This is a genomic window from Pseudomonas sp. RIT-PI-o (genome assembly GCF_001297215.1).
Classification (GTDB): Bacteria; Pseudomonadota; Gammaproteobacteria; order Pseudomonadales; family Pseudomonadaceae; genus Aquipseudomonas; species Aquipseudomonas moraviensis_A.
The window spans coordinates 223007-243647 of record NZ_LHPA01000041.1 but is presented as its reverse complement, the minus strand read 5'-3'; the positions used below and the strand labels follow the sequence as shown (position 1 = coordinate 243647).

Annotated in this window: 17 protein-coding genes and 1 pseudogene; 8 read left to right on the top strand and 10 right to left on the bottom strand. The window is 61.1% G+C overall.

Translation table 11 applies throughout. From position 1 onward, the window contains the following. Window positions 1-166: 166 nt before the first annotated feature. Complete coding sequence (gene sbcB / locus AEQ63_RS23435) at window positions 167-1597, top strand: exodeoxyribonuclease I (RefSeq protein WP_064365033.1); 1431 nt, start codon at window positions 167-169, stop codon at window positions 1595-1597. Window positions 1598-1694: 97 nt separating this feature from the next. Here sbcB and mvaT read toward each other — a convergent pair whose 3' ends face one another. After that, the gene (gene mvaT, locus AEQ63_RS23430) at window positions 1695-2072 is read right to left on the bottom strand and encodes a histone-like nucleoid-structuring protein MvaT (protein WP_016773476.1); all 378 of its coding nucleotides are present in this window, start codon (window positions 2070-2072) and stop codon (window positions 1695-1697) included. A gap of 336 nt (window positions 2073-2408) precedes the next feature. Between mvaT and purU the strand changes: the two genes are divergently transcribed. Beyond that, window positions 2409-3257, top strand: a complete 849-nt coding sequence (gene purU / locus AEQ63_RS23425) for a formyltetrahydrofolate deformylase (protein WP_016773477.1) — start codon at window positions 2409-2411, stop codon at window positions 3255-3257. Between the two features lie 81 nt (window positions 3258-3338). After that, the gene (locus AEQ63_RS28825) at window positions 3339-3515 is read left to right on the top strand and encodes a hypothetical protein (RefSeq protein WP_173867350.1); all 177 of its coding nucleotides are present in this window, start codon (window positions 3339-3341) and stop codon (window positions 3513-3515) included. Here AEQ63_RS28825 and AEQ63_RS23420 read toward each other — a convergent pair. The 5 genes and pseudogenes from AEQ63_RS23420 to AEQ63_RS29405 form a co-directional block, all read right to left on the bottom strand. Beyond that, window positions 3499-4497, bottom strand: a complete 999-nt coding sequence (locus AEQ63_RS23420) for a lysylphosphatidylglycerol synthase transmembrane domain-containing protein (RefSeq protein ID WP_042607308.1) — start codon at window positions 4495-4497, stop codon at window positions 3499-3501. The two genes, AEQ63_RS28825 and AEQ63_RS23420, sit on opposite strands and share 17 nt — an antisense overlap. After that, window positions 4494-5252 carry a DUF2334 domain-containing protein gene (locus tag AEQ63_RS23415; RefSeq protein ID WP_442965728.1) on the bottom strand — a complete coding sequence of 253 codons (759 nt, stop codon included), beginning with the start codon at window positions 5250-5252 and terminating at the stop codon, window positions 4494-4496. Before AEQ63_RS23415 ends, AEQ63_RS23420 begins: the two co-directional genes overlap by 4 nt. Before the next feature lie 4 nt (window positions 5253-5256). Beyond that, the gene (locus AEQ63_RS23410; protein WP_172667874.1) at window positions 5257-6348 is read right to left on the bottom strand and encodes a glycosyltransferase family 4 protein; all 1092 of its coding nucleotides are present in this window, start codon (window positions 6346-6348) and stop codon (window positions 5257-5259) included. A gap of 288 nt (window positions 6349-6636) precedes the next feature. Further along, window positions 6637-7401 (bottom strand): methyl-accepting chemotaxis protein, encoded by a 765-nt coding sequence (locus tag AEQ63_RS29410; protein WP_425375757.1) that lies wholly within the window; start codon window positions 7399-7401, stop codon window positions 6637-6639. Between the two features lie 93 nt (window positions 7402-7494). Continuing rightward, window positions 7495-8526 (bottom strand): annotated as a pseudogene (locus tag AEQ63_RS29405) (HAMP domain-containing protein); the annotation flags it as partial. 186 nt (window positions 8527-8712) lie between these two features. Between AEQ63_RS29405 and AEQ63_RS23395 the strand changes: the two are divergent. Next, entirely contained in the window at window positions 8713-10197 is a 1485-nt protein-coding gene (locus tag AEQ63_RS23395; protein ID WP_064365102.1) for a helicase HerA-like domain-containing protein, read from the top strand. Window positions 10198-10287: 90 nt separating this feature from the next. On the opposite strand, the gene AEQ63_RS23390 is transcribed toward AEQ63_RS23395, so the two are convergent. After that, window positions 10288-10743, bottom strand: a complete 456-nt coding sequence (locus AEQ63_RS23390; protein ID WP_042607304.1) for a DUF721 domain-containing protein — start codon at window positions 10741-10743, stop codon at window positions 10288-10290. Between the two features lie 307 nt (window positions 10744-11050). Here AEQ63_RS23390 and secA point away from each other — a divergent pair, with 307 nt between their 5' ends. From secA to AEQ63_RS23370, 4 genes are all read left to right on the top strand, one after another. Further along, window positions 11051-13792: a preprotein translocase subunit SecA gene (gene secA / locus AEQ63_RS23385; protein WP_042607303.1), complete on the top strand. Its 2742-nt coding sequence runs from the start codon at window positions 11051-11053 to the stop codon at window positions 13790-13792. A gap of 122 nt (window positions 13793-13914) precedes the next feature. After that, on the top strand, window positions 13915-15132 hold the full coding sequence (gene argJ, locus AEQ63_RS23380) for a bifunctional glutamate N-acetyltransferase/amino-acid acetyltransferase ArgJ (RefSeq protein WP_064365024.1): 1218 nt from the start codon (window positions 13915-13917) through the stop codon (window positions 15130-15132). A gap of 159 nt (window positions 15133-15291) precedes the next feature. After that, entirely contained in the window at window positions 15292-15924 is a 633-nt protein-coding gene (locus AEQ63_RS23375) for a glutathione S-transferase family protein (protein ID WP_064365022.1), read from the top strand. After that, window positions 15921-16868, top strand: a complete 948-nt coding sequence (locus AEQ63_RS23370) for a Nudix family hydrolase (protein WP_042607300.1) — start codon at window positions 15921-15923, stop codon at window positions 16866-16868. Before AEQ63_RS23375 ends, AEQ63_RS23370 begins: the two co-directional genes overlap by 4 nt. Window positions 16869-16979: 111 nt before the next feature. On the opposite strand, the gene AEQ63_RS23365 is transcribed toward AEQ63_RS23370, so the two are convergent. From AEQ63_RS23365 to AEQ63_RS23355, 3 genes are read right to left on the bottom strand one after another with little or no spacing between them, the layout of a single operon-like run. Next, entirely contained in the window at window positions 16980-17564 is a 585-nt protein-coding gene (locus AEQ63_RS23365) for a cob(I)yrinic acid a,c-diamide adenosyltransferase (RefSeq protein WP_064365019.1), read from the bottom strand. 3 nt (window positions 17565-17567) lie between these two features. Further along, on the bottom strand, window positions 17568-19604 hold the full coding sequence (locus tag AEQ63_RS23360; protein WP_042607298.1) for a sensor histidine kinase: 2037 nt from the start codon (window positions 19602-19604) through the stop codon (window positions 17568-17570). A 45-nt stretch (window positions 19605-19649) separates the two neighbouring features. After that, window positions 19650-20567, bottom strand: a complete 918-nt coding sequence (locus AEQ63_RS23355; RefSeq protein ID WP_064365017.1) for a putative 2-dehydropantoate 2-reductase — start codon at window positions 20565-20567, stop codon at window positions 19650-19652. Window positions 20568-20641: the final 74 nt, after the last annotated feature.

Here is a 20641-nt window from a genome sequence, read left to right as displayed (position 1 = left end):
GCCCATGTGCAACTGACAGAAAGCTTTCGCGGGCAGGCTCGCTCCCACAAGGGAAATGCAATTCAGCTGTAGGAATCTGGAGAAATTGCTGTTCAAGGGCTCCGAGGCTGGCCGTGGTAACCCTGGAGCGCCTAGACTTCGCCGATCTTCTGTTCAGGATTCGCCCGTGACTTCAATCTTCTGGTACGACTACGAAACCACTGGCATCAATCCGCGCAACGACCGTCCGCTGCAGGTGGCCGGGATTCGCACCGACCATGCGCTCAACGAAATCGACGAGCCGGTGAATCTGTATTGCCAGCCCAGCGAAGACATCCTGCCGCATCCGGCGGCGTGCGCAATCACCGGAATCACGCCCGCTCAGCTTGCCGAGAAGGGTTTGAGCGAAGCCGATTTCATGACCCGTGTGCATGCGCAACTGGCCGCACCGGGTACCTGTGGCGCCGGCTACAACACCTTGCGTTTCGACGACGAGATGACTCGCTACAGCCTGTATCGCAATTTCTTCGACCCCTATGCCCGGGAATGGCAGGGCGGCAACAGTCGCTGGGATCTGATCGACGTGGTGCGCGCCGCTTACGCATTGCGTCCTGACGGTCTGGTCTGGCCGACGGATGACCAGGGCCGCGTGACCCTCAAGCTCGAACGCCTCACGGCGGCCAATAATATCGATCACGGCCATGCCCACGAGGCGCTGTCGGACGTGCGCGCCACCATCGCACTGGCGCGGCTGATTCGCGAGAAACAACCCAGACTCTACGACTGGCTGTTCCAGTTGCGCAGCAAACCGAAAGTCATGGATCAGATCCGCCTGTTGCAGCCAATGGTGCATGTGTCCGGACGTTTCTCGGCGGTGCGCAGTTATGTCGGCGTGGTCCTGCCGCTGGCCTGGCACCCGAAGAACCGTAACGCCTTGATCGTCTGTGACTTGCATCTCGATCCGCAGGGGCTGCTGGACCTGGACGCGCACGCCCTGCGCCAGCGTCTTTATACCCGCCGCGATGAGTTGGCCGAAGGTGAGTTGCCGGTGCCGCTCAAGCTGATTCACATCAATCGTTGTCCGGTTGTAGCGCCGCTGGCGGTATTGCGTGCAGAAGATCAGCAACGCCTTGGGCTGGATATGGCGCTTTATCAGGAGCGGGCACTGCGACTAACTGACGCACAACAAGTCTGGAAAGATAAAATCGCGGCGATTTATGCCAGCGAAGATTTCACCCCCAGCGAAGATCCCGAGCAGCAGTTGTACGACGGATTTATCGGCGATCGTGACCGCCGCCTATGTGAGCAAGTTCGAATGGCGGACCCTGCGCAACTAGCGCAAGAGCCGTGGCCTTTCGATGATGAACGTTTGCCCGAATTACTTTTTCGATATCGAGCACGCAACTTTCCGCAGACCCTGGATGTTGCCGAGCAGGAACGCTGGAGATTATTTTGTCAGCAGCGTCTGACGCAACCCGAGGCAGGCGCGCCGAATACCGTGCAGTCATTTATCGAGAGTGCCGAGCAATGGTCGCTTAGTGCGACGCCAATGCAGCGAGAGGTGCTCAATGACTGGCAGAACTATGTCCATGCATTACGCAAACGTTTGAATCTGTGAAATCGAACATGCCCGGTAATAATTTACCGGCATAAAAAAACGCCAGCGCAAGCTGGCGTTTTTTTGTTCGCGGATCGCTCGGCGAAGGTGTCGCGGCTTAGCCCAGCAGGGTAGCCCAGCCTTCAACCACGTCGCCGCCCCACTTGGCTTTCCACTCTTTCAGAGTCTTGTGGTTGCCACCTTTGGTTTCGATGACTTCACCGTTGTGCGGGTTTTTGTATTGTTTAACTTTGCGTGCACGCTTGGTGCCGGTAGTTTTCACTGCGCCGCCACGTGGAGCCTTGGATTTGGCTTCCGGGTCCAGCAGCGCGATGATGTCACGCAGCGATTTGGAGTATTCACCCATCAGCGTGCGCAATTTGCCTTCGAATTCCAGTTCGGCTTGCAGTTTGTCGTCTTCGGACAGGTTTTTCAGACGGGCTTGCAGCTCTTTGATGGCTTCTTCGGTGGCGCGATATTCGTTGATCAAGGACATGAGTACTACCTTTTGTAGAATGCTGAATGACAGGGGACAGTGCCGCAATAATAGTCAGGCTGTTTCATCAAGTAAACATTTAGATGGGCTTTTTATTTAAATGAGTTACAGGAATTAGCCGTCAATTGAATGTTCCGTTAAATAATGTGATGCAGTCAGCACAGATATTTACAGTTGTCTGACAAACGCCTCGCTAAAGCGTCACGGCCTTGACGAAGACCTGCGTCAGAAAGCCGTTTCGCCGGGCTTCGTTTCGCCCGCCACGCATGCGTACTGCAGTTTTCCTGCACAGTCGCTAGAATGGCGGCCTTTGTGAAGTTCTGGAGTTTCCCCCTCATGCGCACTTTTCGGCTGGTGATATCTTGCCCGGACCGCGTTGGCATCGTTGCCAAAGTCAGTAATTTTCTGGCCTCTCATAACGGCTGGATCACCGAAGCGAGCCACCACTCTGACAATCAAGTGGGCTGGTTCTTCATGCGTCACGAAATTCGTGCCGATTCGCTGCCGTTCGGTATCGAAGAATTGCGCGAGAAGTTCGCGCCGATCGCCGAAGAGTTCTCGATGGACTGGCGCATCACCGACACCGAGCAGAAAAAACGCGTGGTGCTGATGGCCAGCCGCGAATCCCACTGCCTCGCCGACCTGCTGCACCGCTGGCACAGCGATGAGCTGGACTGCGAAATTTCCTGCGTGATTTCCAACCACGACGACCTGCGCAGCATGGTCGAGTGGCACGGCATTCCTTACTACCACGTACCGGTCAATCCGCAGGACAAGCAGCCAGCGTTCGACGAAGTGTCGCGCCTGGTCAAACAGCACGACGCCGAAGTGGTGGTGCTGGCGCGCTACATGCAGATCCTGCCGCCGGACATGTGCCGCGAATATGCGCACAAGGTGATCAACATTCACCATAGCTTCCTGCCTTCGTTTGTCGGCGCCAAGCCGTACCACCAGGCGTCCCTGCGCGGCGTCAAGCTGATCGGCGCGACCTGCCACTACGTGACCGAAGAGCTGGACGCCGGCCCGATCATCGAGCAGGACGTGGTGCGTGTCAGCCACAGCGACAGCATCGAAGACATGGTGCGTTTCGGCCGTGACGTCGAGAAGATGGTGCTGGCCCGCGGCCTGCGTTATCACCTCGAAGACCGTGTGCTGGTGCACGGCAACAAGACGGTCGTGTTCTGATAGCACACGACCTGCTTGAAAAACCAAGGGCCTGGGCGTTGAATCGCTCAGGCCCTTGTCATTTGAGCCCGAGGAAAAGCCATGAGCGATCCACTGGACAAAGCCACCTCCAAAGCACCTGCCACCCTTGGTGAAGGTTGCCTCAGTCGCTACGACCCCGACGACATGAGCCCCGAGGACGGCACCGAATTCCCCGGCGCCGCCGAGTTGTGGGAGCAGCTGCAGCAAGAGCACGACGAACCTAAGAAGCCTGCCTGACGTTCATCAGCTTCTTCAGCAACGGCTTGCCCAGCATCAACACGAACACCGGGCCGCCGACCAGTAGATAGAAGTAATACGTCACTACGCGCCAGATCAGGATCGCCGCCGCTGCGGTGGATTTGCCCACCATCGGCGCGAGCAGCGCGGCCGAGGTCAATTCCGCTGCCCCTGCGCCGCCGGGTAACAGACTGAACTGGCCGGCGCCCAGCGAGAGCATCTGCACCAGAAAACTCCATGCCCACTGCAAGTCGGCACCGAGCCCGCGTAGCGCCAGATACAAGACGCTGTAGCGCAGCAGCCAGTGCACGCAGGTCAGGGCAAACACTTGAACCAGCGTCTGCCAAGGAAGTTTCAAGGTATCGGTAAACGCCGCGAGAAAGTGCAGCAACTTGCGCGCCCAGCGGCGGCGAGTGCGCGCCGTGACGTTCATCCCCGCCAACAGCCGGCCGCTCAGGCGAATCAACGCCCGGTGATAGCGCGCAATCAATACGCAACTGCACAAGCCGCCGAACAGCGACACGGCGCTGACCGTCAGCAGCCATTCGAGGCGATCGCTCAGGTGCTGGAACAGCGCGTAAATCAGAATTCCGCTCAGCGCGCAGAGAAAGAACAACAGATCGCTGAGCTGGTCCATGGCAAACACCGCGCTGCCCCGCGCCGGACGCACGCCGCACCGGGCCAGCAAGGCCATGATGGTCAGCGGCCCGCCGCTGCCGCCGGGCGTAGCGCAGTAGGCGAACTCGGCCGCCATCACCACGCCAAGACTTTTCAACGGCGCGACCTTTTCGCGCTGATCGCCGAGCAACAACCGCAGGCGCAGGGTATTGATGCCCCAGCACAGCAGGATCATGCCGAACATGATCAACAGCCAGTTCAGCGGAAAACTGCGCAGGCGTGCCCAGGTTTCGCCGCCGCCAAGCAGCACCGGTATCAGCACCGCTGCGAGCAGGCCGATCAGCAACAACAGGCTGCGCTTCATGCTGCGCGTTCCAGTTGACCGTGCTGTCGGGCGAGCCAGTCGATCTTGGTCAGCGGCACGCGTCCGTCCGCCAGCAGGCGTTCCAGTGTGCGTAACCAATACTCTCGAGAGAAACGATGGCGCATGTCGACCGGATGCAGGCCCAGGCGAATCACTGGTGCGTCGCGCCAGCGCTGTTCACGCTGGTCGCTGACGATTTTCGACACGGTGCGCCGCCAGGCGCTGCGTGCGCTCCAGACCAATCCGGGTGCATCAATGGCGGTGAAATCGGGCAAGCGATAAAGATGTTGCGGATCGCTGGTGTAGCTGAGCGGTAATTCGCGCAAGGCCTGACGGGTGCCGTCGCTCATCAGCCACGCCGGGGCGACGAAACCGTGCACCGGCCAGTCGTAGCGCTGAAACATCTCCAGACCTGCGTGCAGGCGGTCAAGGGCTGCTTCGCGGGACAGCCGATAGAACTCGCCTTCATGGGTGTAGACCCGACGCATGAACCAGTCGCGCGGGGTGTTCGGCACGGGCTCCTGATCGTCGTGGTAATAACCGTGCAGCGCCAGTTCATCGCCTCGGGCAACCCTGGCATCGAGCACTTGCCGAAACGCCGGGTTGGCATCGAGGGCATCGTGGCGATGGAAATCCGGGACCACCAGCCACGTCATCGGTACATTGCCCAACGCATCGACGGCCTCGACAAAGGGCTGGTAATCCGCCCAGGTCGAGGGCGCCACATCATGCAACACCAGACAAACCGTTTTCATTTGCTCAGCCATTGGCCACCCGTGGCAGCGTATGGCCAAGCACCGCGTGGTAGTGGCTGAGCAGGCTGTCGACCACGGTATCCCAAGCGTAGTGCCGCTCGACATGTTGGCGTGCCTGGCGGCCGAGCTGATCACAGCCACGACTGAACAGTTCGCGCACAGCATTGGCCATGGCTTGCGGATTGTTCGGCGCGCAGAGCAGGCCGCAGGAATCGTTGACGATTTCTTCAAACGCTCCGGCGGCGACGGCCACCACGGGAATGCCGCAAGCCATGGCTTCAAGGATGACCAGCCCGAAGGTTTCCTGATCACCGGCATGCAGCAGCGCATCGGCGCTGGCCATCAGCCGCGCGACTTTTGGCGCCGGGCAGAACTCGTCGATGACGCTGACGTTGTCCGGCACCGCAGCGGGCATCGACGAGCCGACCAGCAGCAGGTGATAGCGCGGGCCTAGGCGTTGCATGCACTTGAGCAGCACCGGCAGGTTTTTCTCCTTGGACCCGCGCCCGGCGAAGATCAGCAGGCGGGTGTCTTCGGCAATGCCCAGTTCGGCACGCAGGCCGGGGTCGCGGGCGTCAGGATGGAAGGTGTGCAGATCCACGCCGAGCGGCTGCACATGAACATTGCGCACGCCAAGCCCGGTGAGCTTGTCGGCCATGACCTGGCTCGGCGCAAGCACCCGGTCGAAATTGCCATAGAGACGGGTGACGTAGGCCTCGACATTCGGCGTGACCCAATGGCCCATGCGATTGCCCGCCAGCAGCGGCAGATCCGAGTGATAAAAGCCGATCACCGGCACATCCAGCTGCCGCCGGGCATCCAGCGCCGCCCACGCGGTGAGGTAGGGATCGCCGACTTCGATCAGGTCCGGCTGCAAATCCTGCAAGACATTGCGCCACGGCGCCAGGCGCAGCGGGAAGCGATAGCCTTTGCCGAAGGGCAGGGCGGGCGCTGGAACCGTATAAATGCCGTCATGTTCACCCAGTCGTGCGCCGGGGATCAGCAGGCTGTGACGAATGGCGTTGCGGTCGCCGAGGCGACGGTGTTTGGCATCCAGGTAAGTACGCACGCCTCCGCTGGCCGGGGCGTAGAACATGGTGATGTCGGCGATATGCACGGTGAGCAACCCTCCGCTGTGTTGTTCTCCCTTGGTTGACCGTTATCCAGAATAGATGTTCGGTCGGGATTGCGCGCCCCTCACCCTAGCCCTCTCCCGGAGGGAGAGGGAATTGATCGGGGTGTTTGGGATTGTTGCGATGTCCTGCGATATCCAGTCGAACACAGGCATTGAAAAGCTTGAAGGTCTGCTCCCTTTCCCCCTCGCCCCCTTGGGGGCGGTCCGACGTTTCGGGAGGGCTGGGGTGAGGGGGTTAGGCTTTTGATCTTAAATGCGGAAGCTGCCCACCAGTTGCTTGAGACGCGAAGCCTGCTGCTCCAGATCCGAGCACGCGCGCAAGGTCGCCTGCAGGTTTTCCACGCCTTCCTGGTTCAGTGTATTGATCTCGGTAATGTCGACGTTGATCGACTCGACCACCGCAGTCTGCTCTTCAGTCGCGGTCGCCACCGACTGGTTCATCCCGTCGATCTCACCAATGCGCAAGGTCACGCTGTTCAGGCGTTCGCCGGCGAGATTGGCGATCTCCACGCTGTCCTGGCTGTGGCGCTGACTGTCGCTCATGGTGCTCACCGATTCCCGGGCGCCGACCTGCAGCTCCTCGATCATGGTCTGCACCTGTTGCGCCGATTCCTGAGTGCGGTGCGCGAGGTTGCGCACTTCGTCGGCCACCACCGCAAAGCCGCGACCTGCCTCACCCGCACGTGCCGCCTCGATGGCAGCGTTGAGCGCGAGCAGGTTGGTCTGCTGGGAAATGCTGGTGATCACTTCGAGAATCTGACCGATGTTGACGGTCTTGCTGTTCAGCGACTCGATGTTGGTGCTCGACGCGCTGAGCATGCTCGATAATTGATTCATCGCCTTGATGCTGCGCTCGACCACTTGCTGGCCATCCTCGGCCAGACCCCGGGCGTCACTGGCCTGATTCGAAGCTTGCGCGGCATTGCGGGCAATTTCCTGCGCGGCGGCGCCGAGCTGATTGATCGCGGCAGCGACGCTGCTGGTGCGCGAAGCTTGCTGGTCGGAGTTGTACATCGACGAGTTCGACGCAGCAACGACGCGCAGGGCGACCTCATTGACCTGGCCGGTGGCCGAGGACACTTCGCGGATCGAGCCGTGAATACGCTCGACGAAACGGTTGAACGCGGTGCCGAGGATGCCGAATTCATCGTTATTGACGATGTTCAGACGTTTGGTCAGGTCACCTTCACCGTCGGCGATGTCTTCCATGGCGCGGGTCATCACGTGCAGCGGCTGGATCAGCAGACGGATGAGCATGCCGAGCAGGGCAATGATGATCGCCACGGCAATAATGGTCGCGATCACCGCCGAGGTGCGGAATTCGCTGAGCATCGCGTAGGCCTGGTCCTTGTCGATTGAAAGACCGATGTACCAGTTCACCGACGGCAGGCCTTTGATCGGAGCGAAAGTGACAATGCGGGTTTTGCCATCCACCGTCACTTCACTGAAGTCGCTGCTGATGCGCGGCGTGTCCTGCGGGTAGGCTTCCTTGAGCGATTTCATCACCAGAGCCTTGTCCGGGTGGACGAGGATCTTGCCGTCGGCGCTGACCAGGAACACATAGCCCATCCCGTCGAAATCCCGCGCGGCGAGGGTATCGACCAGCGATTGCAGGCTGAGATCGCCGCCGACCACGCCGACGCTCTGCCCGGCCTTTTTCGACGCGGTGGCGATGGAGATGATCAACTGGCCGGTGGCGGCATCGATGTAGGGTTCGGTCAGGGTCGACGTGCTGCTGCTTTCGGCACCTTTATACCAAGGGCGTACGCGCGGATCGAAACCGTCCGGCATCTTCACGTCCGGGCGGATGGTGAAATGCCCGGTGGCATCACCCAGGTAGGTGGCCATGAACGTCGAGGTCAGGCTTTTCTGCTCCAGCAGGCTGGCGACCGTGGCAGGTTCCGGGTTGATGGCGATGTTCTGCGCGGCGTTCTCGATCAGCAAGATGCGCCCGCTGAGCCAGGTCTGGATATTGCCGGCAGTGACCTCGCCCATTTCATTGAGGTAGTTATTGAGATCATCGCGGATCGCATTGCGCTGCAGCCAATCGTTGTACAACGTGAACGAGGCGAAAGCGGCAATGACGATGAGGGCGGCGGCAAGCAAAATCTTATGGCTGAAGCGCAGGTTTTTGTTCATGGCTTGGGGTTCCGCTAAGGTCTTAATGTCCTGGGCGTGCTTTGATAGGGGCGCGCACTATGGGCAAGGTTGAAAAACTGAAATTTCCGGCTCTCCTTAGGGAAATGTCCGACCCGAATTTCTGACGGGTCTGTCCAATTTATGTATCGGCCATGTGTCATCAAAGATTAACCATTGGGTGAGAAAATGCCTGACTCCTTGCAACTCGTTATCGGCGCTGATCCGGCCGCGCAACCCATTGCTCAGGCCATGCGCCTGGCCAACCGCCACGGACTGATCGCCGGCGCCACCGGCACCGGTAAAACCGTGACGTTGCAGCGTCTGGCCGAAGCGTTCAGCGATGCTGGCGTGGCGGTGTTCGCCGCCGACATCAAGGGCGACCTGTGCGGCCTCGGCGCCGCTGGCAACCCGCAGGGCAAAGTGGCCGAGCGCATTGCCGGCATGCCGTGGCTCGGTCACACGCCCCAGGCTTATCCCGTCACGCTGTGGGACATCCACGGTGAATCCGGTCATCCGCTGCGCACCACCCTGAGCGAAATGGGCCCGTTGCTGATCGGCAGCCTGCTCGAGCTGACCGACAGTCAGCAGTCGGCGCTTTACGCGGCCTTCAAAGTGGCGGATCGCGAAGGGCTGTTGCTGCTGGATCTCAAGGATCTGAAAGCGCTGCTCAATCACCTCAAGGACAACCCGCAGTTGCTCGGCGAAGACGCGGCGCTGATGACCACCGGTTCCAGCCAGGCACTGTTACGCCGCTTAGCGACGCTGGAACAGCAGGGCGCCGAAGCGCTGTTCGGCGAGCCAGCGCTGCAACTCGAGGACATTCTGCAACCGGGGGCGGATGGCCGTGGCCGCATTCATCTGCTCGACGCCAGCCGGCTGGTGCACGAGGCGCCGAAGGTTTACGCAACGTTCCTGCTGTGGCTGCTGGCCGAGTTGTTCGAGCAACTGCCCGAACGCGGCGACGCCGAAAAGCCGCTGCTGGCGCTGTTTTTCGACGAGGCGCATTTGCTCTTCGGCGACACGCCCAAGGCTTTGCAGGAGCGTCTGGAGCAAGTGGTGCGTTTGATCCGATCCAAAGGTGTGGGGGTTTACTTTGTCACCCAATCGCCGGCGGATCTGCCGGACGATGTGCTGGCGCAGTTGGGCTTGCGCATTCAGCATGGTCTGCGTGCGTTCACCGCAAAAGAGCAGAAATCTCTGCGCGCCGTGGCGGACGGTTTCCGGCCGAATCCGGCGTTCGACAGCCTGTCGGTGCTGACCGAACTGGGGATTGGCGAGGCGCTGGTCGGGACGTTGACCGACAAGGGCACGCCGGAAATGGTCCAGCGCGTGCTGGTGGCGCCGCCGCAATCGCGGATCGGGCCGTTGACCGAAACCGAACGCACCATGCTGATCGCCGGCTCGCCGTTCAGGGGTCGCTATGACAAGCCGATCGATCGTGAGTCGGCCTATGAAATCCTGATGGGCCGCAAAGGGCTGGCGCCTGAGGCCGAAACACCGGCAGGTAAACAGGCTGAAGAGCCAAGCCTCGCTGATCGCGCGGGCGAATTCCTCGGCACGGCGGCAGGGCAGGCGCTGAAATCGGCGATGCGCCAGGCGGCCAATAACCTCGGCAAGCAGTTGGTGCGCGGGTTGATGGGGTCGCTGCTCGGCGGCAGCAAGCGCCGCTAAAAGCAAAGATCGCAGCCTTCGGCAGCTCCTACAGTTGAAATGCATTCATTCTGTAGGAGCTGCCGAAGGCTGCGATCTTTTGATTTTGCTTCAGGCTTTACCCTTGGCATGCGCCGCCAACCGCTCCAGCGCCGCGCGCAATCCCGGATCGCTGATCCCGTCGGCCGTCGACTGAATCGTCTCCGCCGCGCTGCTCGACAAATCCATCGTGTGCCCAGTCGCCCGATGCTGGACGATCGGCGGGCGCACACTGAATTTGATCCGCGTCAGGCTGGCGAACTCTTCGAACAATTGCAGCTGCCGTTGCAGGCGTTTTTGCTGGTAGCGCAGGCGCGTGGCCCAGTGACCGTCAGTGACCACCAGCGACAGTTCGCCTTCGCGCCACTTGGCCACCCGGCAATGCTCGCGGGCGGCCGGTTGCAGCTGGCTTTCGAGAAGGCGCTGCAAATGCTCGAGGCGCTGGGCATGGCCGAGGATGGCTTTGAGCGGCCTGGCTTCGCGTAACAGGACGGCGGGTGCTCTGGCCGTAAGAGGGCGAAACGCCATGATCGAACACCTGAAGTAACAGAGGCGCCATGTTAGCAGAAAGCTGTGGAACCACTGGCCCATTGCTTTTGTCCCTGCTTTGCTCATTAAATCAACGCCTGACTTCTTTCCCCGACGGGTTGAAGTTGAGCAAAACGCCCCTATTTTAAGTGAGCCCCGTCAAAGCGCAGTGCCAGCATCGTGGAACATCGCCACTTTCCTCACCACCGTTTCCGGGTAGAATGCTCGTTCGCATGCGGCCATGAGGGCTGCACGGGCGACTCACGGGGCCGCCCTCCATCCCTTTAGTGTGGAAGATCCTGCCGATATGTTTGCGCCTTTGTTAAAGAAACTTTTTGGAAGCAAGAACGAGCGTGAAGTCAAACGCATGCTCAAGACGGTGCAGCTCGTCAATGCCTTCGAAGAGCAAATGGTGGCCCTTTCGGACGATCAATTGCGTGCCAAGACCGCCGAGTTCAAGGCCCGTATCGCCAAAGGGGAAACCCTCGACAAGCTGTTGCCGGAAGCCTTTGCCGTAGCCCGCGAGGCCGGCAAGCGCGTGATGGGCATGCGCCACTTTGACGTGCAACTCGTCGGCGGCATGACCTTGCACGAAGGCAAGATCGCCGAAATGCGCACCGGTGAGGGCAAGACCCTCGTGGCCACTTTGGGTGTTTACCTCAACGCATTGTCCGGCAAGGGCGTGCACGTTGTGACCGTGAACGACTACCTGGCCCGCCGTGACGCCAACTGGATGCGCCCGCTGTATGAATTCCTCGGCCTGACCGTCGGCGTCGTGACGCCGTTCCAGCCGCCGGAAGAGAAGCGTGCCGCCTACGCCGCCGACATCACCTACGGCACCAACAACGAATTCGGTTTCGACTACCTGCGCGACAACATGGCGTTCAGCATGGATGAAAAATTCCAGCGCGAACTCAACTTTGCCGTGATCGACGAAGTCGACTCCATCCTCATCGACGAAGCGCGTACCCCGCTGATCATTTCCGGTCAGGCCGAGGACAGCTCCAAGCTGTACATGGAGATCAACAAACTGATCCCGCAGCTGGAACTGCACGTCGAGGAAGTCGAAGGCCAGGTCACCAAGGCCGGACACTACACCGTTGACGAAAAGACCCGTCAGGTCGAGCTCAACGAAGCCGGTCACCAGTTCATCGAAGACATGCTCACCCGCGTCGGCCTGCTGGCCGAAGGCGAGAGCCTGTACTCGGCGCACAACCTCGGTCTGCTGACCCACGTCTATGCCGGTCTGCGTGCGCACAAACTGTTCAACCGCAATATCGAATACATCGTGCAGGACGGCCAGGTCGTACTGGTCGACGAGCACACCGGCCGGACCATGCCGGGTCGTCGTCTGTCCGAAGGCCTGCACCAGGCGATCGAAGCGAAGGAAGGCCTGAACATTCAGGCCGAGAGCCAGACCCTGGCCTCTACGACTTTCCAGAACTACTTCCGTCTGTACACCAAGCTGTCCGGCATGACCGGTACCGCCGACACCGAAGCGTTCGAATTCCACCAGATCTATGGTCTGGAAGTCATGGTCATCCCGCCGAACAAACCGTTGGCGCGTAAAGACTACAACGACCTGGTGTTCCTCACCGCCGAAGAGAAATACGCGGCAATCGTGGCGGACATCAAGGAAAGCATGGCCGCCGGTCGTCCGGTGCTCGTGGGTACCGCGACCATCGAGACTTCCGAGCACATGTCTGCATTGCTCGTCAAAGAAGGCATCGAACACAAGGTTCTCAACGCCAAGTTCCACGAGAAAGAAGCCGAAATCATCGCTCAGGCCGGTCGTCCGGGTGCGCTGACCATCGCCACCAACATGGCCGGTCGTGGTACCGACATCCTGTTGGGCGGCAACTGGGAAGTGGAAGTCGCTTCGCTGGAAAACCCGACCCCTGAGCAGATCGCCCAGATCAAGGCCGACTGGCAGAAGCGTCACCAGCAAGTGCTGGAATCCGGCGGCTTGCAGGTAATTGCTTCCGAGCGTCACGAATCGCGCCGTATCGACAACCAGCTGCGTGGCCGTGCCGGCCGTCAGGGCGATGCCGGTTCGAGCCGCTTCTACCTGTCGCTGGAAGACAGCCTGATGCGCATCTTCGCCTCTGACCGGGTGAAGAACTTCATGAAAGCCCTGGGCATGCAGCCGGGCGAAGCGATCGAGCACCGCATGGTGACCAACGCGATCGAGAAGGCGCAGCGCAAGGTTGAAGGCCGCAACTTCGACATCCGCAAGCAATTGCTCGAGTTCGACGACGTCAACAACGAACAGCGTAAAGTGATCTATCACATGCGTAACACGTTGCTGGCCGCTGACAACATCGGTGAAACCATCGCCGACTTCCGTCAGGACGTGCTCAACGCCACCGTCAGCGCGCACATTCCGCCGCAATCGCTGCCAGAGCAGTGGGACGTGGCCGGTCTGGAAGCGTCCATCGAAAGCGATTTCGGCGTGAAGCTGCCGATCCAGCAATGGCTAGACGAAGACGATCACCTGTACGAAGAAACCCTGCGCGAGAAGCTCATGACCGAGCTGATGGCGGCGTACAACGAGAAAGAAGACCAGGCCGGTGCCGAGGCGCTGCGCTCGTTCGAGAAGCAGATCGTCCTGCGCGTACTCGACGACCTGTGGAAAGACCATCTGTCGACCATGGATCACCTGCGTCACGGCATTCACTTGCGTGGTTATGCGCAGAAGAACCCGAAGCAGGAATACAAGCGCGAGTCTTTCACCCTGTTCTCCGAGCTGCTCGATTCGATCAAGCGCGACTCGATCCGCGTGCTCTCGCACGTTCAGGTCCGCCGCGAAGATCCGGAAGCCGAAGAGCAGCGCCTGCGTCAGGAAGCCGAAGCACTGGCGGCGCGCATGCAGTTCGAACACGCCGAAGCCCCTGGGCTGGATCAGCCCGAAGCGTTGGGTGAAGAGGTCGATGTGGCGCTGGCCACCGCCGCTGCCCCAGTTCGCAATGAGCAGAAGCTGGGCCGCAACGAACTGTGCTTCTGCGGTTCGGGCAAGAAATACAAGCATTGCCACGGGCAGATCCAGTAAAACCCGTTTCAATCGCTGAACACCCCGCGCCGCGACCGGCTCCTGCCGTCGCGGCGTTTTGCCATTTATCCCACCGTCCTTTCCCGTGGCGGTGCTGACATCATTGAGTAAGGAGCGCATTCATGGCTGTTGGTCTTGGTCCTTTGCCAACGTTGCACCCGGTTGCCGGTTTTGAACTCGGTATCGCCTCGGCCGGCATCAAGCGCCCGGGGCGCAAGGATGTGGTGGTGATGCGCTGCGCTGAAGGTTCGACCGTGGCTGGCGTGTTCACCCTGAACGCGTTCTGCGCCGCGCCGGTGATCCTGGCGAAAAAACGCGTGAACAACGCTGTGCGTTACTTGCTGACCAACACCGGCAACGCCAACGCCGGCACCGGCGAACCAGGCCTGGCCGCCGCCGAGCGCACCACTGCCAGACTGGCTGAGCTGACCGGCGTCGACGCCAGCCAGATCCTGCCGTACTCCACGGGTGTGATCGGCGAGCCGCTGCCGGTCGAGAAAATCGAAGGCGCACTGCAAGCCGCGCTGGACGACCTGTCGGAAAACAACTGGGAAGCTGCTGCCACCGGCATCATGACCACCGATACTTTGCCGAAGGGCGCCAGCCGCCAGTTCGAGCATGACGGCGTGACCATCACCGTCACCGGCATCAGCAAAGGCGCAGGGATGATTCGTCCGAACATGGCGACCATGCTCGGTTACATTGCCACCGATGCCAAAGTCTCCCGCGACGTGCTGCACAACCTGATGCTCGACGGTGCCAACAAGTCGTTCAACCGCATCACCATCGACGGCGACACCTCGACCAACGACTGCTGCATGCTGATCGCCACTGGCAAAGCCGCGCTGCCGGAAATCACCCGCGCAGAAGGCGAGCTGTTCACCAAGCTCAAACAAGCCGTGTTCGAAGTGTGCATGGACGTGGCGCAGGCCATCGTGCGTGACGGCGAAGGTGCGACCAAGTTTGTCACTGTCCAAGTGAATGGCGGCGGCAACCACCAGGAATGCCTGGACGTCGGCTATACCGTGGCGCACTCGCCGCTGATCAAGACCGCGCTGTTCGCCTCCGACCCGAACTGGGGGCGCATCCTCGCCGCCGTGGGCCGCGCCGGTGTGCCGGACCTGGACGTGAGCAAGATCGACGTATTCCTCGGCGACGTGTGCATCGCCAGCCGTGGCGCCCGTGCGGCCACCTACACTGAAGCTCAGGGCTCGGCAGTGATGCAGCAGGAAGAAATCACCATCCGCATTGAACTGGGTCGCGGCGATTGCAGCGAAACCATCTGGACCACCGACCTGTCGCATGAATACGTGAAGATCAACGCTGAATACCGCACCTGATCCAGCCTGGGACCGAGTCGCCTGCATCGCCAGCAGGCTGGCTCCCACAGAGATATGTGTCGTTTCACACATCCACTGTAGGAGTGAGCCTGCTCGCGATAGCGCCAGTCCGGACACTACAAAATTAGAGTTTTCCCTCTGACGAAAAGGCGCCACACCATGTCCCTGCACCTGATCATCGGCGACAAACTGCTTTCCTCCTGGTCCCTGCGTGCGGCACTGGCGCTGGAGCTGACCGGCGCACCCTACAGCGAAGAGCTGATCAAGCTCGGCAAGCCCGACACCCGCGAACGCCTGCTCAAGCACTCGCCGACCGGCAAGGTGCCGCTGCTGCAAACCACCCGCGGCACCATCGCCGATTCGCTGGCCATCGCTGAATACCTCGCGGAGCAGTTTCCGTCCGAGCAGCTCTGGCCGAGCGATACTTTCGCCCGCGCCCAGGCCCGCTCGGCCTGCGCACAAATGCACAGCGGCTTCTTCGCCATGCGCAACCACATGCCGTTCAACCTCAGCCAGGATGCGCCGCTGAACCCGGTGCCGCCAGAAGTGAAGGTCGATATCGAACGCATGCTCGCGCTCTGGGCCGAATGCCGTGCGGCGGCAACGGAAGAGGGGCCATACCTGTTCGGGCGGGTCAGCCTCGCCGATACCTTTTTCGCGCCGATCGCCGTGCGCCTGCGCACCTATCAGGTGAAGCTGCCTGCGATCGACGAAGCTTATGTTGAAACCGTCTACCAATGGCCCGCCTTCAAGGCGTGGCAAAAGGCTGGACTGGAGGAATTGAACCCGTGAAACGCGTCCACGTCGCCGCTGCCGTCATTCGTGACGGCGCCGGCAAAATCCTTATCGCCCGCCGCGCCGACACTCAGCATCAGGGCGGCTTGTGGGAATTTCCCGGTGGCAAGGTCGAGGCTGACGAATCAGTCGAATCGGCACTGGCTCGCGAGCTGCACGAAGAGCTGGGCATCGTCGTTGATGCTGCCCGTCCGTTGATCAAGGTTCGCCACGACTACCCGGACAAACAGGTGTTGCTGGATGTCTGGGAAGTTTCGGCATTCAGCGGCGAACCCCACGGTGCTGAAGGCCAGCCACTGGCCTGGGTCAGCGCCAGAGAGCTGGTCAACTATGAATTCCCGGCGGCTAACCAGCCAATCGTCGCGGCGGCGCGTTTGCCTGCCGAATACCTGATCACCCCGGAAGATCTCGAAGGCCCGGCGTTGTTGCGCGGCATCCAGAAGGCGATTGCTGGCGGCATCAAATTGATCCAGCTGCGCGCACCGAATGGCTACGACCCGAAATACCGCGATCTGGCGGTGGACGCGGTTGGCCTGTGCGCGGGCAAGGCGCAGTTGATGATCAAGGGGCCGTTCGAGTGGCTCGGCGATTTCCCGTCGGCGGGCTGGCACATCACCGCCGCCCAGCTGCGGAAATACGCGGCGGCAGGGCGTCCGTTGCCGGCGGAGCGCTGGCTCGCGGCGTCGTGCCATAACGCTGAGGAATTGGCGCTGGCGGAGCAGATGGGCGTCGACTTCGTCACCCTGTCGCCGGTGCAGCCGACGCTGACGCACCCGGATGCACAGCCGTTGGGCTGGGAGCAGGCTGCGGCGTTGATTGACGGTTTTAGCAAACCGGTGTTCCTGCTCGGTGGGGTAGGGCCGGCGGAGCGTGAGAAGGCTTGGGATGTCGGGGCGCAGGGTGTGGCGGGGATTCGGGCGTTCTGGCCTGATCCTGTATAGCGGCTACTGACCCTATCGCGAGCAGGCTCACTCCTACAATGACCGCGTTTCAACTGAAGAAATACGGTCACTGTAGGAGTGAGCCTGCTCGCGATAGCTTATTTTCAAACACTACAAATCTTCAGGTTTTGCCGCCGGCTGCCACAAAATCTCCGCCACTCCCTGCCGCCGCGCAATCAATCGCGCCGCGACAAACAACAAATCCGACAGCCGATTGATATACGCCAGGCCAACCCCGGCCAACGGTTCGATCGCGTTCAAATGCTGACACCGGCGCTCGGCGCTGCGGGCCAGACTGCGGCAGACATGCGCTTGCGCAATCAACATCGAGCCGCCGGGCAGGATGAAGTTTTCCAGCGGCCCCAGCTCTTCATTCCAGACATCGATCGCCGCTTCCAGCCGCTGGATTTCAGCCTCGTTCAGCGCCTGATACGCCGGCATCGCCAGTTCGCCGCCAAGATCAAACAAGCGGTGCTGACACGGCGCCAACACCTCAATGATCTCGTTGAGCCCCGGATGCACTTCACGCTCGGCGAGCAGGCCCGCCAGCAACACGCCGACCTGACTGTTCAGCGTATCGACCTCGCCAATCGCCTCGATGCGCGGGTGATCCTTGGGGACGCGACGGCCGTCACCGAGGCCGGTCTCGCCTTTGTCGCCGGTGCGGGTGTAGATCTTCGACAAGCGAAAGCCCATGGGTTACCTCGGTAGTGAATTGGTTTCGGCGGTCAACGGCGCCGGTTGTACCAGCGGCAGACGCAGGGTGAAGCAAGTGCCCTGGCCGGGCGCCGACTGCACTTCCATCTGGCCTTTGTGGTTGTTGGTGATGATGAAGTACGACACCGACAAGCCAAGGCCGGTGCCCTGGCCGATTTCCTTGGTGGTAAAGAACGGCTCGAAGGTACGCTTGCGCACGTTCTCGCTCATGCCGATGCCGTTGTCCTCGACCTGAATCTCGGCCCACGGCGGATTGAGTCTGGTGCGCAAAATGATCCGTCCCGGTTCGCTGTCGTCTTCGCGCTGATGAATCGCCTGGGCGGCGTTTTTCAGCAGATTGAGCAGCACCTGTTCCAGCTCGTTGGCGGTGCCCGGCACCGGCCCCAATGCCGGATCGAACTGGCGGATGATCGCTTGACCCTTGAAGTCGAAACCAATCGCCAGATCGAAGTCGTTGCCGGCGATTTCCACCGCCTGATCGATCAGCGCCGGCAGATCGCACGGCGCCATCTGCCGGGTGCTGCGACGGCTGAAGCTGAGCATGTGCGTGACGATCTTCGCCGCGCGGGCGCCCGCTTGTTGAATGCCATCGAGCAATTGCGGGACTTCGCGGCCCTGCAGGTACCGGTTGACGGCATCCAGTTCGATGCCCAGTTGTTCGGCGGTTTCGATGTTCTTCGGCAGATCCGCCGACAGCCGCCGACGGATGTTCTGCACGTTGTGCAGGATCGCGCCGAGGGGGTTGTTGATTTCATGGGCCATGCCAGCCGCAAGGCCACCGACCGAGAGCATCTTCTCCGACTGCACCATCATTTCTTCCAGCGACAGGCGCTGGGTGATGTCGTCGATACGGATCACCACGCCACGCCCGGCACCGCCCATCAGCGGATAAAACGTCAGCGCGTAATGTTTCGGTTCATCGTCCTTGAACCAGGTCACCCGATCGACTTTCGCCACGGTGTGCTGCTCGACGGTAGCCTTGAGCTGCGGCAGAAACGGCTTGAGTGGTTCGAAGGCGAGGAAGATCGGCTGGTTCAGTGCCTCGTCCAGACGCGTGCCGGAGAGCGCGCTGGCCTCCTGGTTCCACTGGGTGACGTAAAGCTGCTCGTCGAGGGCGATCAGCGCTGAAGGCATCGAGTCGATAATGCTGTTGAGGTAATTCTGGAAGCCGGTGAGTTTCTTCTCGATCTTGCTGCGCACCTGGACTTCCAGCTCCAGTTTGCGATTGGTGTGGCGGGTTTCCTCGGCCAGCCCCTGCGCCTGATCGTAGGCGGCTTGCGAGTCATCACGGGCGCGTTTGAGCTGCTGCTCGCGGGCTTCGATGCGCGAGAGCATGGTGTTGAACGCCTCGGCCAGGCTGCCGATTTCGTCGTGATTGCCCCGTGCAGCGCGCAGCGCGTAGTTCTCTTCGCGGGTGACCTGGCGGGACAGCTCCTCGAGCTGATGAATGGGGCGGGTGATCAGACGTTTGATCTGCCGGGCAATCACCAGCCACAACAAGACGCTGAAGATCAGGATGCCGAGGCTGGCGGTCAGGGTGCCGGTGTAGAACGCCATCGGCAATTCGCTGCTGGCGACCAGCAACAGATGCCCCGGCGCGGCACCGGGGCGGGGCAGGGTGATCAGTTGATTGCTGCGAAATTCGGTGAGTTGCCAGGCTTCGACATGGCGATAGCGCTCGGGCAGGCTGAGCTTTTCACCGCGCTGCACCTGCGCCAGACGTTCGCCCTTGCCGTCGTAAAGGGCAGCGGCGCGCAACGGTGAATAACTGTCGAGTTCCTTGAGCAGGCGCTCGGCGCTGCGCGGCGACTCCAGCGCGTCGCTGACCAGACTCGGATTGGCGATCAGCCGGCCGATGGTCTGCAGGGCCTGTGGCGCCATGCTTTCCTGGGAAATGTAGTAGGCGGCGCTGATAAAGGTCAGGTTGGCGACCAGCAGAACCGTGGTCAACAACACCAGCAGGGCGGCCAGCAGTTTCTGGCCGACCGGCAGGTTTTCGAGGCGCTGGCGCAATGGCATCGGGTTTATCGCAGCAGGGGAACAAGCCGTCAGCCTAGCGGCTGCTCAGTCGCTGGGCAATCCACGGTTGCGCAGATGAGCGACCAGACGTTGCTGCAACTGGTGCAGGTGCGGCAGGTTCAACTGATGGCGCTCAGCGACTTTGCAGGCGTGGCCCAATAGATAGCTGATTTCGGTGCGGCGCTGGTTGGCGACGTCCTGATACATCGAAGAGTAATTGGCGGCGGTGGCGTGGATCACCCGTTCGACCTCCGCTTGCAGATTGTCTGCCGCTGTCGGCTGACCACAGCGTTCGAGCAGTTCAGTCAGTTCGGCGCAGAGCGTAGCGACCTCGCAGTGATGCGCTGTCAGGCCGCCGTTACGGCAGTCGTGGAGCACGGTCAGCGGGTTGATCGCGCAGTTCAGCGCCAGTTTGCGCCACAGCCGAGTGAGGATGTCGGCGCTCCATTCATGGGGAATATTTGCCGCTTGCAGATCGTCGAGCCAGACCGGTGCCAGCGGATTGCCGATATCGCCCAGCCAGTTGAAACCGTGGCCGGCGAACACCACCCGCCAATCGCCATCGCGAAACGCGCCCTCGGTGCTGGATGCGCTGATGCAGCGCGCTTGCGGCACCCGCGCGGCAACGGCGTCCTGACTGCCCAGACCGTTTTGCAGGAGGATCAATTCGGCATCCGGAGCGAGGCGTGAAGCGAGGCGGGCGACGGCCTCTTCGGCGTCATAGGCCTTGCACGCGACCACCAGACGGCGAATCGGCTCGGGGCTGTCCGGGGTTTCGCCGGGAACTGCATAGGTATGAGCTTGTCCGTTTTCTACCAGGGTTAATCCGCCACCAGCTGCATAGCTGCGCAAGCGTGACGGGTCGCGCAGGATCAGTCGCACGGGCAATCCGGCGCGGGCCAGCCGTGTCGCCCAGAGTGTGCCGAGACTGCCGGCGCCCAAGACATGCCAGATGGTCGACATCAGTTTTTTGCTCGATTGCTTGCAGGCATGTGCGGCTCGCCGTATCGGTAGGAAAAGACCCGTTATAATGAGCC